The organism is Streptomyces sp. NPDC000878, from assembly GCF_053599695.1.
Genome location: NZ_JBSFMT010000071.1, coordinates 42,914 through 56,999 on the forward strand (window position 1 = coordinate 42,914; position 14,086 = coordinate 56,999).

Annotated in this window: 10 protein-coding genes and 1 riboswitch; of the genes, 7 read left to right on the plus strand and 3 right to left on the minus strand. The window is 70.1% G+C overall.

Annotation, left to right across the window (positions count from 1 at the left end; all coding sequences use genetic code 11):
• Position 1: 1 nt before the first annotated feature.
• Both ACWDR4_RS40275 and nuoN read left to right on the plus strand, forming a co-directional pair.
• A complete protein-coding gene (locus ACWDR4_RS40275; protein WP_450415926.1) occupies positions 2-1,573 on the plus strand; it encodes an NADH-quinone oxidoreductase subunit M in 1,572 nt (523 codons plus the stop codon).
• A complete protein-coding gene (nuoN, locus tag ACWDR4_RS40280; protein WP_450415928.1) occupies positions 1,570-3,219 on the plus strand; it encodes an NADH-quinone oxidoreductase subunit NuoN in 1,650 nt (549 codons plus the stop codon). Before ACWDR4_RS40275 ends, nuoN begins: the two co-directional genes overlap by 4 nt.
• Positions 3,220-3,310: 91 nt before the next feature.
• On the opposite strand, the gene ACWDR4_RS40285 is transcribed toward nuoN, so the two are convergent.
• A complete protein-coding gene (locus ACWDR4_RS40285) occupies positions 3,311-3,949 on the minus strand; it encodes a hypothetical protein (RefSeq protein WP_450415930.1) in 639 nt (212 codons plus the stop codon).
• Between the two features lie 311 nt (positions 3,950-4,260).
• Here ACWDR4_RS40285 and recQ point away from each other — a divergent pair, with 311 nt between their 5' ends.
• Complete coding sequence (recQ, locus tag ACWDR4_RS40290; protein WP_450415944.1) at positions 4,261-6,363, plus strand: DNA helicase RecQ; 2,103 nt, start codon at positions 4,261-4,263, stop codon at positions 6,361-6,363.
• A 157-nt stretch (positions 6,364-6,520) separates the two neighbouring features.
• Here the strand turns inward: recQ and fahA are convergent, their stop codons facing one another.
• The gene (gene fahA / locus ACWDR4_RS40295) at positions 6,521-7,735 is read right to left on the minus strand and encodes a fumarylacetoacetase (protein ID WP_450415932.1); all 1,215 of its coding nucleotides are present in this window, start codon (positions 7,733-7,735) and stop codon (positions 6,521-6,523) included.
• Between the two features lie 234 nt (positions 7,736-7,969).
• Between fahA and ACWDR4_RS40300 the strand changes: the two genes are divergently transcribed.
• From ACWDR4_RS40300 to ACWDR4_RS40310, 3 genes are all read left to right on the plus strand, one after another.
• Positions 7,970-9,205 carry a carboxylate--amine ligase gene (locus ACWDR4_RS40300; RefSeq protein ID WP_450415933.1) on the plus strand — a complete coding sequence of 412 codons (1,236 nt, stop codon included), beginning with the start codon at positions 7,970-7,972 and terminating at the stop codon, positions 9,203-9,205.
• Positions 9,206-9,286: 81 nt separating this feature from the next.
• On the plus strand, positions 9,287-10,600 hold the full coding sequence (locus ACWDR4_RS40305) for an FAD-dependent oxidoreductase (RefSeq protein ID WP_450415935.1): 1,314 nt from the start codon (positions 9,287-9,289) through the stop codon (positions 10,598-10,600).
• A gap of 167 nt (positions 10,601-10,767) precedes the next feature.
• Positions 10,768-11,613, plus strand: coding sequence for an HAD family hydrolase (locus ACWDR4_RS40310; RefSeq protein WP_450415937.1), 846 nt, complete (start codon positions 10,768-10,770; stop codon positions 11,611-11,613).
• Positions 11,614-11,625: 12 nt separating this feature from the next.
• On the opposite strand, the gene ACWDR4_RS40315 is transcribed toward ACWDR4_RS40310, so the two are convergent.
• Entirely contained in the window at positions 11,626-12,132 is a 507-nt protein-coding gene (locus ACWDR4_RS40315) for a transglycosylase SLT domain-containing protein (protein ID WP_450415939.1), read from the minus strand.
• 1 nt (position 12,133) lies between these two features.
• Positions 12,134-12,294, minus strand: a riboswitch (cyclic di-AMP (ydaO/yuaA leader).
• Positions 12,295-12,941: 647 nt separating this feature from the next.
• On the opposite strand from ACWDR4_RS40315, the gene ACWDR4_RS40320 reads away from it, so the two are divergent.
• Positions 12,942-13,952, plus strand: a complete 1,011-nt coding sequence (locus tag ACWDR4_RS40320; RefSeq protein ID WP_450415941.1) for a polyprenyl synthetase family protein — start codon at positions 12,942-12,944, stop codon at positions 13,950-13,952.
• Positions 13,953-14,086 lie beyond the last annotated feature (134 nt).

A 14,086-nucleotide genomic window follows, 5' to 3' on the forward strand; every position in this document is an offset into this window, starting at 1 on the left:
GATGTCCTTTCCCCTCCTGACAGCGACGGCGGCGCTCCCGGCCCTCGGGGCGATCGCCACGGCGGCCGTACCGGCCGCGCGGCGCACCGCCGCCAAGTGGCTGGCGCTGATCGTCTCGCTCGCCACGCTGGTGCTCGCCGCGATCGTCCTGGTGCGCTTCGACCCGGACGGCGACCGCTACCAGCTCACCGAATCCCGCGCCTGGATCAAGGACTTCGGGGTGCGGTACGAGCTGGGCGTGGACGGCATCGCCGTGGCGCTCATCGCGCTGACCGCGCTGCTGATCCCGTTCGTGATCCTGGCCGGCTGGCACGACGCCGACCCCCTGGAGACCGGGAACACGCGCTGGCGGCCCACCCAGGGCTTCTTCGCGCTCATCCTGGCCGTCGAGGCGATGGTGATCATCTCCTTCGAGGCCACCGACGTCTTCCTCTTCTACATCTTCTTCGAAGCCATGCTCATCCCGATGTACTTCCTCATCGGCGGCTTCGGCGACCGCGCCCACGAGCACGGCGAGGAAACGGCGTCCACCCAACGCTCGTACGCGGCCGTGAAGTTCCTCCTCTACAACCTCGTCGGCGGACTGATCATGCTGGCGGCCGTGATCGGCCTCTATGTGGTCGCCGGGAACTTCTCGCTCACGGAGATCGCCGCCGCGCGGGCCAACGGTTCGCTGGACATGGCGACGAACACCGAACGCTGGCTGTTCCTCGGGTTCTTCTTCGCCTTCGCGGTGAAAGCTCCCCTGTGGCCGCTGCACACCTGGCTGCCCAACGCCATGGGCGAGGCCACCGCGCCGGTCGCCGTGCTGATCACGGCGGTCGTCGACAAAGTCGGCACCTTCGCGATGCTCCGCTTCTGCCTCCAGCTGTTCCCGGAGGCGTCGAAGTGGGCGACGCCCGTCATCCTCGTACTGGCGCTGATCAGCATCATCTACGGGGCGCTGCTCGCGGTCGGGCAGCGGGACATCAAGCGGCTGGTCGCGTACGCGTCGATCTCGCACTTCGGGTTCATCGTGCTGGGCATCTTCGCGATGACCAGCCAGGGCCAGTCGGGCGCGACGCTGTACATGGTCAACCACGGGATCTCGACGGCCGCGCTGATGCTGGTGGCCGGCTTCCTGATCTCGCGGCGCGGCTCGCGGCTCATCGCCGACTACGGAGGCGTCCAGAAGGTCGCTCCGGTGCTCGCCGGCACGTTCCTGATCGGCGGGCTCGCGACCCTGTCGCTGCCGGGCCTCGCGCCCTTCGTGAGCGAGTTCCTGGTCCTGGTGGGCACCTACGCGCGCTATCCGGTGGTCGGCATCATCGCCACCTTCGGCATCGTCCTCGCCGCGCTCTACACCCTCGTCCTCTACCAGAGGACGATGACGGGCCCGGTGAAGGCCGAGGTCGCCAAGATGCCGGACCTCAGGGTGCGTGAACTCGTGGTCGTGACGCCGCTGATCGTGCTGCTGATCTTCCTGGGCGTCTATCCGAAGCCCCTGACGGACATCGTCAACCCGGCGGTCAAGCAGACCATGTCCGACGTCCAGAAGAAGGACCCCCAGCCCGAGGTGGAGGCGGCCAAGTGAGCGCATCAGCCGTCCACAGCCTGTGGACAACGGCGGCCGATCCGATCTCCAAGATCGACGCGCCGAAGATCGAATACGGGCAATTGTCGCCCACCCTGATCGTCATCGGCGCGGCGATCGTCGGGATCCTGGTCGAGGCGTTCGTGCCCCGCAAGTCCCGCTACTACGTGCAGTTGTTCGTGTCCGTCGTCGCTCTCACCGCGGCCTTCGCCGCGGTCGTGGGGCTCGCGGCGAGCGGGTACGGCACCACCAAGGCCGGCATCGCGGCGATGGGCGCCATCGCCGTCGACGGGCCCGCACTGTTCCTCCAGGGCACGATCCTGCTCGCGGGGCTGGTCGGACTCTTCACCTTCGCCGAACGGCGGCTCGACCCGGAGGCCCACGGCAACCGCGTCGACTCGTTCGTGGCGCAGGCCGCGTCCGTACCGGGCAGCGACAGCGAAAAAGCCGCGGTGAAGGCCGGGTTCACCACCACCGAGGTGTTCCCACTGCTGCTGTTCGCGGTCGGCGGCATGCTGATCTTCCCGTCGGCCAACGACCTGCTGACCCTGTTCGTGGCCCTGGAAGTCTTCTCGCTGCCGCTCTACCTCCTGTGCGCTCTGGCCCGCCGCAAGCGGCTCATGTCGCAGGAGGCCGCGGTCAAGTACTTCCTGCTCGGCGCCTTCGCCTCCGCGTTCACCCTCTTCGGCATCGCACTGCTGTACGGCTACGCGGGCTCGGTGTCGTACGGGACGATCGCCCAGGTCGTCGACGGCACCATCCAGAACGTCGATCCGGCCCTCGCCGACACCATGGGCAACGACGCGCTGCTGCTCATCGGCGCCGCGATGATCGTCATGGGCCTGCTCTTCAAGGTGGGCGCCGTCCCGTTCCACATGTGGACGCCGGACGTGTACCAGGGCGCGCCCACGCCGGTGACGGGCTTCATGGCGGCGGCGACGAAGGTGGCGGCGTTCGGCGCGCTGCTGCGGCTGCTGTACGTCGTGCTGCCGGGCCTGCGCTGGGACTGGCGGCCGGTCATGATGGGCGTCGCGGTCGTCACCATGGTGGGCGGCGCGATCGTCGCGATCACGCAGACCGACATCAAGCGGCTGCTGGCGTACTCGTCCATCGCGCACGCCGGGTTCATCCTCGCGGGTGTCATCGCGATGACACCGGACGGGATCTCGTCCGTCCTCTTCTATCTGGCCGCGTACTCGTTCGTGACGATCGGGGCGTTCGCCGTGGTCACGCTGGTGCGGGACGCCGGGGGAGAGGCGACCCATCTGTCCAAGTGGGCGGGGCTGGGCCGCCGGTCGCCGCTGGTGGCCGCCGTGTTCGCGGTGTTCCTGCTGGCCTTCGCGGGCATTCCGCTGACCTCCGGGTTCGCCGGGAAGTTCGCCGTGTTCAAGGCGGCGGCGGAGGGCGGCGCGGGCGCGCTGGTCGTGGTCGGTGTGATCTCGTCGGCGATCGCCGCGTTCTTCTACATCCGGGTGATCGTGCTGATGTTCTTCAGCGAGCCCCGGCCCGAAGGACCCACCGTCGCCGTGCCGTCGCCGTTGACCATGACGGCGATCGGGGTGGGGGTGGCGGTCACCGTGGTGCTGGGTGTGGCGCCGCAGTACTTCCTCGACCTGGCCAACCAGGCGGGCGTCTTCGTGCGCTGAGCAGCGCGTTTCAGCAGGTTTCGTGGATTGCGCAGGGCCCCGGTCTCCTCTTGGGACCGGGGCCCTGCGCGTGTTCGAGCGGTCCGGAACGTCAGGCGGCCGGGCAGGTCACCGTGGGGTTCCAGCGGGCGAACATGCCATTGGGGTTCTTCTTCCAGACCCAGGCGTGCAGGTCGTAGTGGATCGGCATACCGGGCTCATGGCCGAGCATCGGGCCGTTGAAGGGGACACCGAACAGGCTGGGGCGGTCGTCGTCGGTCGTCAGATCCTGGTCCTTGTCCACCACGATCCACTCCACGGCGACCAGCCTGCGCGACTCGGGGGCGGCGGCGTCGACCGTGGGCGCTTCCCCGTCGAGCGCGTCCATGTCGTCGAGCCAGCTCGTGTCGGACGCCTCGTCCATCCAGTCCTCGTTGGCCCGGTCCTCGTACAGCAGAGCGGCCGGTTTCGCCGGATCGAGTGAACCGTAGAGCTTCTCGTTGATGTAGTGGTGCCCCATCCCGCCGAGCGTCGGGCTGGCCGAGCAGAAGGCGGGCTTGTAGCCGTCCGTGACGGCGAACGGGGCGTACTGGTACTTCGCCGTGCTTTCGAGCGTCTTGGCCAGCTCGGTCCAGACCGCGGGGTCGACGGGATCGCTCGGCGCGGAGTGCGCGGGGGCGACGGCCAGGGAGAGGGACGCGGCGGCGGCCGTGGCGAGGGCGACGGTGACCTTGAACCGGCTGCGGGGCATGTGGGGACTCCTTGAGCGGGAGAGGCGCTCGGGAGGGCGCCGGTCCGAGAGGCGCGCGCGGGGCGCCGGTCCGTTGTACGGGCCTCCCCTCGTCCCGCCCGAGCAGCATGTCCCGGGGTGTTCGGGGGCGCCACGTGAAGCGGCCATTGGGCTGAACACCCGGATCCGGCGGAGGGCGCCGGTGACACGGGGCGCGGGTGTGGCGGGGCAGCCTGTGGATAACTCCGGGGCTGTCGGTGCGGGCCCCTATGGTGGACGCAGTGGTCGAGGCGCGACGTACGGGGGACACGACGATGAGCGCGATGAGCGTGATGGGCGGGTCGGGTGTGATGACGGAAGCGGGCGAGGGTCCGGGCACGGTCGTCGGATCGGCGGCCGGGGCGGCGGACAGCGAGGCGCTGGCCACGCTGCACCGGGTCTTCGGGTACGACTCCTTCCGCGGCGAGCAGGCGGCGGTCATCGAGCATGTGGTGGCAGGCGGGGACGCCGTCGTCCTCATGCCGACCGGCGGTGGCAAGTCGCTCTGCTACCAGATTCCGTCCCTGGTCAGACCGGGTACGGGGATCGTCGTCTCGCCCCTCATCGCGCTGATGCAGGACCAGGTGGACGCGCTGCGGGCACTCGGTGTGCGGGCCGGGTTCATGAACTCCACGCAGGACTTCGGCGAGCGGCGGGCGGTGGAGGCCGAGTTCCTGGCCGGTGAGCTGGACCTCCTGTACCTGGCGCCGGAGCGGCTGCGGCTGGAGTCGACCCTGGATCTGCTCTCCCGGGGGAAGATCGCTGTCTTCGCCATCGACGAGGCGCACTGCGTCTCGCAGTGGGGACATGACTTCCGGCCCGACTACCTGGCGCTGTCGCTGCTGGGCGAGCGCTGGCCGGACGTCCCGCGGATCGCGCTCACGGCGACGGCCACGCATGCGACGCACCAGGAGATCACCCAGCGCCTGGGCATGCCGGACGCCCGTCACTTCGTGGCGAGCTTCGACCGGCCCAACATCCAGTACCGCATCGTGCCCAAGGCCGACCCCAAGAAGCAGCTGCTGACCTTCCTGAAGGAGGAGCACGACGGCGACGCGGGCATCGTCTACTGCCTCTCGCGCAACTCCGTGGAGCGCACGGCGGAGTTCCTCGCCGCGCACGGCGTCCGGGCGGTGCCGTACCACGCGGGCCTGGACTCGGGCACCCGCGCGGCGAACCAGTCGCGCTTCCTGCGCGAGGACGGCCTCGTCGTGGTGGCGACCATCGCCTTCGGGATGGGCATCGACAAGCCGGACGTCCGGTTCGTGGCCCACCTCGACCTGCCCAAGTCGGTCGAGGGCTACTACCAGGAGACGGGCCGCGCCGGCCGTGACGGACTGCCGTCCACGGCCTGGATGGCCTACGGACTGAACGACGTCATACAACAGCGCAAGATGATCCAGGGCAGCGAGGGCGACGAGGCTTTCCGGCGCCGCGCGCAGGCGCACCTGGACGCGATGCTGGCGCTGTGCGAGACGGTGGAGTGCCGGCGCGGGCAGCTGCTCGTCTACTTCGGCCAGGACCCGGTGCCGGGCGGCTGCGGCAACTGCGACACCTGCCTGACCCCGCCGGAGACCTGGGACGGCACGGTCGCCGCGCAGAAGGTGCTGTCCACGGTCTGGCGGCTGGAGCGTGAGCGGCGGCAGAAGTTCGGCGCGATGCAGATCGTCGACATCCTGCTGGGGCGGCGCACGGCGAAGGTGATCCAGTTCGACCACGACCAGCTCTCCGTGTTCGGCATCGGAGAGGAACTGGCCGAGGGCGAATGGCGCGGTGTCGTACGGCAGTTGCTGGCCCAGGGGCTGCTCGCGGTCGAGGGCGAGTACGGCACGCTGGTGCTGACCGAGACGAGTGGTGCCGTGCTGGGGCGCGAGCGGGAGGTGCCGCTGCGCAAGGAGCCGAAGAAGGCGGCGACCGCACGGTCGGCGGCCGGTGGCGGCCGGAGTGAGAAGAAGGCGAAGGCGGCGGCTGTCGCGTTGCCCGAGGAACTGCAGCCGGCGTTCGAGGCCCTGCGTGCCTGGCGCGCCGAACAGGCTCGCGAGCAGGGCGTTCCGGCGTACGTCATCTTCCACGACGCCACGCTCCGGGAGATCGTCAGCGTCTGGCCAGGGTCGGTGGCGGAGCTGGGCGGAATCAGCGGGGTGGGCGAGAAGAAGCTCGCCACGTACGGGGAGGGCGTGTTGGGGGCGCTTTCGGCGCTGGGCGGGGCGCCGCCGGTGTCCGGGGCGGCGGCGCAGGTCTCGGAGGCGGTTACTGAGCCTGGCTCCAAGTCCGCCTCCGGCTCCATGGGCAGTGACAGCGGCAGGGGTACGGGATCCGGGGCGCGGGCCGAGCAGTTGGGGCCGGACGACTGGCCCGAGATGGAGATGGAACCCGAGCCGGAGGACTGGATGTAGGGGCTGGACAGAGGGGGAGGGACCGGGGCGGCGGGGCGGGGCCGGGGCGCGTCGGTGTCCTCCCGGTCGGCGCCGGACCGGACCGACGACCTGGCCCGTTGCCTGCTTGTCCGTTGCCCCGCCCGCTGCTCCGGACCTGCTGCTCCGGGCGCCTCGCTCAGCTCGCCGACGTGATCCTGCCCGTCACCTCGCCGAGGCCTACGCGGGTGCCACCCGGACCCGGGGCCCAGGCGGTGAGGGTGACCTCGTCGCCGTCCTCCAGGAAGGTGCGCTTGCCGGTGGGGAGTTCGAGGGGGTCGGTGCCGTTCCAGGTGAGTTCGAGGAGGGAGCCGCGTTCGCGTTCGGTGGGGCCGCTGACTGTGCCCGAGCCGTAGAGGTCGCCGGTGCGGAGGGAGGCACCGTTGACGGTCATGTGGGCGAGTTGCTGGGCGGCCGTCCAGTACATCGTGGAGAAGGGGGGCTCGGAGATGGTGTGGCCGTTCACGGCGACGGAGATACGCAGGTCGTAGCCGCCGGGCTCGTCCTCGGCGTCGTCGAGGTAGGGGAGCAGGGGGTGCGTGCGGGCGGGCGGGGCGACCCGGGCGTCCTCCAAGGCGTCCAGCGGGGTGATCCACGCCGAGACGGACGTGGCGAAGGACTTGCCCAGGAACGGGCCCAGCGGGACGTACTCCCAGGCCTGGAGGTCGCGGGCGGACCAGTCGTTCAGCAGGCAGAGGCCGAAGACGTGGTCCCGGAAGGCCGACAGGGGCACGGCGCTGCCCATGGGCGACGGTGTGCCCACCACGAAGCCCACCTCCGCCTCGATGTCCAGGCGTACCGACGGGCCGAAGAGCGGGGCCGGGTCGGTGGGGGCCTTGCGCTGGCCCGACGGACGTACGACCTCCGTGCCGGAGACGACGACCGTGCCCGAGCGGCCGTGGTAACCGATCGGCAGGTGCTTCCAGTTGGGGGTCAGGGAGTCCGCGGCGTCGGGGCGGAAGATCTGGCCGACGTTCCGGGCGTGGTTCTCGGAGGCGTAGAAGTCGACGTAGTCCGCGACCTCGAAGGGGAGGTGCAGGCTCACCGAGGAGAGGGGGTGGAGGAGCGGGGCGATGGTGTCCTGGTGGGACGGGACGGTGACCCAGGCGGTGAGGGCGCGTCGGATGTCGGACCAGGTCGTGGGACCCGCGGCGAGAAGGGGGTTGAGGGTCGGGCGGGCCAGTACGGAGACATAGGGGGAGCCGAGCGCGGCGGCTGCGGCGCCCGCGTCCAGGACGTGGTCGCCGAGCCGGACGCCGACCCGGCGGTCCGTGGAGCCCGCCGGGGAGAACACGCCGTAGGGGAGGTTGTGCGGGCCGAAGGGGTCGCCCTCGGGGACATCGAAGGGGGGCATGGGTGCTGCCTCGCTCTCGTGTGTCGTGCCGTGTGGCCATGTGGTCGCGCCACAGGTTACGGGTGAGTTGCGGGCTCGGGGCAGTGTCCCCAGTGTCTAAAGAGTTCGTAATGTCCGGATAGGCCTTGTCCGGAGCGGGTGATTCCGGCTTAGCGTCCTTTGGGGGGACACGGACGGGGTGGGTCCGGTCCGTAAGGGGGACACGTGGGGGGACCCGTGGCCAGGAGCAGCACTGTGCCGTTTTCGGCTGACCATGCCGTGCCGGCGCTGATCGTGAAGTTCGGTGACTATCCGCTGCACCACGGAGGCGTCGGGGCCATCCGCAGTCTGGGACGGCTGGGCGTTCCGATGTATGCGATCACCGAGGACCGTTACACGCCCGCGGCCTCCTCGCGTTATCTGCGGCGCGCGTTCGTCTGGCCGACCACCGGGACCGAGGAACCCGACCGGCTCGTCGAGGGGTTGCTGCGGATCGGGCGGCGGATCGGGCGTCCCGCTGTCCTCGTTCCCACGGACGAGGAGGCGGCCGTACTGATCGCCGAGCGGCAGGAGGAACTCGGGGGCGCGTTTCTCTTTCCGCGCGTGGAGGCGGGGCTGCCGCGTCGGCTGGCCAGCAAGCAGGGGCTGCACGAGTTGTGCGTGGAGCACGGCATACCGACCCCGGCCGCCGCCTTTCCGCAGTCGTACGACGAGATCGAGCGGTTCGCGCGGACGGCCCGGTTCCCGTTGGTGGCCAAGAACCGGGAGGCGTTCGTGCGGCGCGCCCGGCCCGCCGTCAACGGCACTACGCGCATCGCGAGTCGGGAGGCGCTGCTGTCCCTGGCCCGTGACTGGGGTGAGCGTCCCGGCGTGATCCTTCAGGAGTATCTGCCCCGGGAGGAGGCCGAGGACTGGATCGTGCACGCCTACTTCGACGCGGACTCGAACCCGCGCGCGTTGTTCACGGGCGTGAAGGTCCGTTCCTGGCCGCCGCACGCGGGAATGACGGCAAATGCGTACGTCGTCGACAATCCGGAACTCGCGGACCTTGCCGCACGTTTCATCAAACAGATCGGCTTCACCGGAATCATCGACCTCGACCTGCGCTTCGACCGGCGCGACGGACAGTACAAGCTCCTCGACTTCAACCCGCGGATGGGCGCCCAGTTCCGGCTCTTCGAGAGCGAGCCGGGGGTGGACGTCGTCCGGGCCATGCATCTCGATCTGACCGGGCGCACCGTTCCGGAGGGGGAACAGCGCGCCGGGCACCGGTACATCGTGGAGAACATCGACCTGCCCGCCCTCCTCGCCTACCGGCGCAGCGGCTACACGACGCCGCACGCACCGACCCGGGCGAGCGGGACGGAACTGGCCTGGCTCGCGGGTGACGACCCGCTGCCGTTCCTCACGATGCTCGCCCGCTTCGTACGGCCGGGCGCGAAGCATCTGTATCAGCTGTGGCGGGCCGGCCGTCGCGGCGGCAAGGCGTAGTGACGACAACCTGCCGACCGGTCGGACGGTGGCAGCAGAGCAACGCGAAGTGGCGAAGCAGCGTCCTGGGGAGGGGACTTCGTGAATCATCCGGTAGCGGTAATCGGTGCGGGACCGTTCGGTCTGTCGACCGCCGCGCATCTGCGGGCGCGTGGCATTCCGGTGAGAGTGTTCGGCGAGCCCATGGTGAGCTGGCGGGACCACATGCCCGCCGGGATGCTCCTGAAGTCGACGCCGGCGGCCTCCAGCATCGACGCCCCGCAGCGGGGCCACACGCTGGTCGACTACTGCGACGCGGCGGGGATACGCCGGTTGGTCACGGACGAGGACATCGTCCCGGTGGAGACCTTCGTCGCGTACGGCGAGTGGTTCCAGCAGCGGCTCGTGCCCGAGTTGGAGCGGGTGCGGGTGGTGTCCGTGGACCGGCGGCAGCACAAGGGCGCGGGCGACGGCGGTGGCGGTGGCGGCGGTGGCTTCGAACTCAAGCTGGATTCGGGCGAGTTGTTCACCGCGCGGGCGGTCGTGGTGGCGACGGGCCTGTCGGGGCTCGCGCATCTGCCCCCGGAGCTGGCCGGCGCCGCGCCGGACGGGCCCTCGCCCACGGGTCCGGTGTCCCACAGTTCGCAGCACCATGACCTGGGCCGGTTCGCGGGCCGGGAGCTGATCGTCGTCGGTGCGGGCCAGTCCGCGCTGGAGACGGCGGCGCTGGCGGCGGAGGCGGGGGCGCGGGTACGGGTGGTGTCGCGGGGGCGGAGTCGTGTCGCCTTCGGTGCGCCCCCTTGGCGGCAGCCCAGGCTGCGGCCCGAGTCGCCGTTCGGCAACGCGTGGTCGCTCTGGGCCCTCACCTACTACCCGCACCCCTACCGCCACCTCCCGGCCCAGGCCCGCCACTATCTGGTCCGCCGGGTCCTCGGACCCCTCGGGGCGTGGTGGCTGCGCGACCGGTTCGAGGGGAAGGTGCAGGTGAGCGAGGTCGCGCGGATCGTCGGGGCCACGGGGGCCACGGGGGCGACGGAGGGCACGGGGGCGACGGAGGGCACGGGGAACATGGGGATCACCGGGGCTGCGGGGGGCTCCGCCGGTCGGCGGCCGGTGCTGACCGTGGAGGATCTGGGCGGCCGTACACGAGAGTTGTCGGCCGACCACGTCATAGCCGCGACCGGCTACCGCGTCGACATCGCCGCGATGGACTTCCTCGGGCACGAGCTGCGTACGGAGCTGGCGGTGAGCCGGGGGACGCCGAGGCTCGGTGCCGGGTACGTGTCCTCCGTACCCGGGCTGTACTTCACGGGGTTGCCGGCGGCTGCCTCGTACGGGCCGGTGATGCGGTTCGTGTGCGGTACGGAGTTCGCGTCACCGCGGCTGGTGGGTCATCTGGCGGCTGCGCACGGGTAGGGCGTGGACGGGGCAGGCGACAACGGGTTGGGACCGCGTTTTCGAGCTGTTCGTGCCTTCCCGGGGCGGGAGTTGGGGCTCGCGACAGGGCTGTTGCCGCCGGGATGCCGAACGTCGTCCGGTTCGGGCGGAGACCGATGTGCCGAACGATCCGTATTCTCTGGATCATGGCCGCTCCCACCTCATACGCACTTATCGCCACGGACCTGGACGGAACGCTCCTGCGTGCCGACGACACGCTCTCCGACCGGTCGCGGACCGCGCTGGCGCGCGCCATGGCCGCCGGCGCCCAGCACCTGGTGGTGACGGGACGGCCGGCGCCGAGAGTCCGGCCGCTGCTCGACGACCTCGGGGCCGGGGGGCTCGCGGTGTGCGGACAGGGCGCGCAGGTGTACGACGCCGGCGCGGACCGTCTGCTGTGGTCGGTGACCCTGGACCAGGAGCTGGCCGAGACCGCGCTCGGCAAGATCGAGGCCGAGGTCGGGCAGGTGTACGCCGCCGTGGATCAGGACGGTGTCGACGGGCTGACGCTCATCGAACCCGGGTACCTGATGCCGCACCCGACGCTGCCCGCCGTACGGGTGCCGCACCGGGACGACCTGTGGGCCGCGCCCATCAGCAAGGTGTTGCTGCGTCACCCGTCCCTGTCCGACGACGAGTTGGCGTCGGCGGCGCGTGGAGCGGTCGGTTCGCTCGCGACCGTCACCATGTCGGGGCCGGGCACCGTCGAACTCCAGCCATGCGGCATCACCAAGGCGATGGGGCTCGCGCTGGCCGCCGAGTATCTAGGACTGGCCGCGTCCGCCACCATCGCCTTCGGCGACATGCCCAACGACATCCCGATGTTCGACTGGGCGGCCCACGGAGTGGCCATGGCCAACGCCCATCCCGAACTCAAGGCCGTGGCGGACGAGGTCACCCTCTCGAACGAGGACGACGGGATCGCGGCCGTGCTGGAGCGGTTGTTCGGAGGCGGGGACGGGAACGGGAATGCGGACCGGGCGTGGCGGTGAGGGCGGGCCGGCCTAGTAGGCGCCGTACACGTTGTCTATCGAGCCGTATCGCGCCGCCGCGTAGTTGCAGGCCGCGGTGATGTTCGCGATCGGGTCGTAGGGGTCGTACGAGGTGCCGGGGACGTGGTAGGCGGCGAAGGTCGGGTCGATGACCTGGAGGAGGCCCTTTGAGGGGGTGCCGGCTGCCGCGTTCGAGTCCCAGTTGTTGATGGCGTACGGGTTGCCCGACGACTCGCGGATGATGTTGCGGTAGATGCCGTCGTACGTTCCCGGGATTCCGTTCTGCGCCATGACGTCGAGCGATTCGCGGATCCAGCCGTCCAGGTTGTTCGCGTAGTTCGTCACCGAGGAGACGGACGAGACGGACGAGACGGACGACGGTGCGGCTGATGCCGTTGTCGCGGTCAGGAAGGGGAAGGCCAGGGCTGCGGCGGCCGTTCCTGTGATGGCGAGTGTGCGCGGGAGCGTGAGCGGGCGGCGGGTGGTTCTCGCGCGGTTGTGCTGACCTCGTGCGGGCATGGTGAGTCCTCTCCGACGCCTGCGAGGTGAGCTGTCGGGTTCGGGCGGGAGATGCCCGGCCGGGCGCGTTGTCCGCGCGCGGCTTCACCCCTAGCCGCTCCGGCGTCGTGCCCGGACCGGCGGCTTACCTGGGTCCCCCGCTCCTGCCTGCGTGAGTCACATGTGGGTGGGTGGGGATGGTGCTCTGCGGGCGGTGGCAGGATTCGGCGATCCGCCCGGCGTGGCGAGAACGTATGCGAGAGCACACGGGTGGAACAAGGGGCGGAAGCAGAGGACTTGGTCATTTGGGGCGCACGTTGGGGACAAAACGGGCGGTGGTGCGGAGTGGGTGGGAAGCAACTTGCCTTTTGCGAATGGGGAGTTTGTGGGGAGGGGGTGGTGGGGGCCGGGTTTTGGAGTGACTCGAATCACGGGGTGGGGGTAGTCGTGATGTGGGCAGGATGGGTGGCGTTAATGGGGGGTTTTAGGGTTTTTATGCTTCTTGCGGGTGTGTCCGTCGGGAGGGCGGAACCTCTCGTGCGATGCGCGTCGTTGTCGTAGCGACGGGTACGACGGGTGCCGTCAGGGAGGTGGTGGCGTATGCGCGCGTGCGGTCGCGGGTGTCACTGGTGGGGCGCGGGATGTTTATGAATGTCCATACTTATGGGCTGATCAAAAACATTCCGGTCGTGATCCGATACCGCCTGGCCTGGACGGGCGGGCGCTCGTGGTGATCGAAACGTGACCGGATACGCTGACTTGAGTGATGGCAGCGACCTATCGACACACCGTGTGACCGCCAGTAGACACCAGCAGACAGGAGATCCCTCGTGACCGTCGTCGGGCCGTTCGGGCTGAGCGTGCGGGACCAGGCTCTCGAAGCCGATGTCCAGGCCGGATTGGCGGCTGTCGAGGAAGGGTTGCTCGAAGCCACCAAGAGCGAGGTGCCCTTCATCACGGAGGCCGCGCAGCACCTCGTACGGGCCGGCGGGAAGCGGTTCCGGCCGTTGCTCGTGATGCTCGCCTCGCAGTTCGGGGACCGGCACGCGCCGGGGATCGTCCCGTCGGCGGTGGTAGTGGAGCTGACCCACCTCGCGACGCTGTACCACGACGACGTCATGGACGAGGCCGAGGTGCGGCGCGGGGTGCCCAGCGCCAACACGCGCTGGGGGAACTCCGTCGCGGTCCTGACCGGCGACTTTCTCTTCGCGCGCGCCTCGCACATCCTCGCCGACCTCGGGCCCGAGGCGGTGCGGGTGCAGGCGGAGGCGTTCGAGCGGCTGGTGACCGGGCAGATCCTGGAGACGGCGGGGCCGTCCGACGGGCGGGACCCTGTCGAGCACTATCTGGATGTGCTGGGCGGGAAGACCGGGTCGCTGGTGGCCGTGGCCTGCCGGTTCGGGGCGATGATGTCCGGCGCCGACGACAGTGTCGTGGATGTGCTCACCCAGTACGGGGAGCGGCTCGGGGTCGCCTTCCAGCTCGCGGACGACGTGCTGGACATCGCGTCCGACTCCCACGAGTCGGGGAAGACGCCGGGAACGGATCTGCGGGAGGGCATTCCCACGATGCCCGTGCTGCGGTTGCGGGAGCGGGTGGCCCGGATGGGGCTGGCCGAGGATGTCGCGCTGTGCGAGTTGCTGGACTCCGATCTGAGTGACGACGCGCGGCACGCGGAGGCGTTGGCCCGGCTGCGGGTGCATCCGGCGTTGGAGCAGGCCCGGCGGGACACGGTGCGGTACGCGCAGGAGGCGCGGGCTGCGTTGGTGCCGTTGGTGGAGTGCGATGCGAAGGTGGCGTTGGGGGAGATGTGCGACGCGGTGGTGCATCGGGCTGGGTAGTTTTTTCGCCCCCGCCGCCTTTACCCGTCCCATCCCGTTCCTGGGGGCTGCCGCCCCCAGACCCCCGCTGTCGGCCTGAACGGCCTCGTCCTACGGCCTCGTCCTACGGCCTCGTCCTACGGCCTCGTCCTACG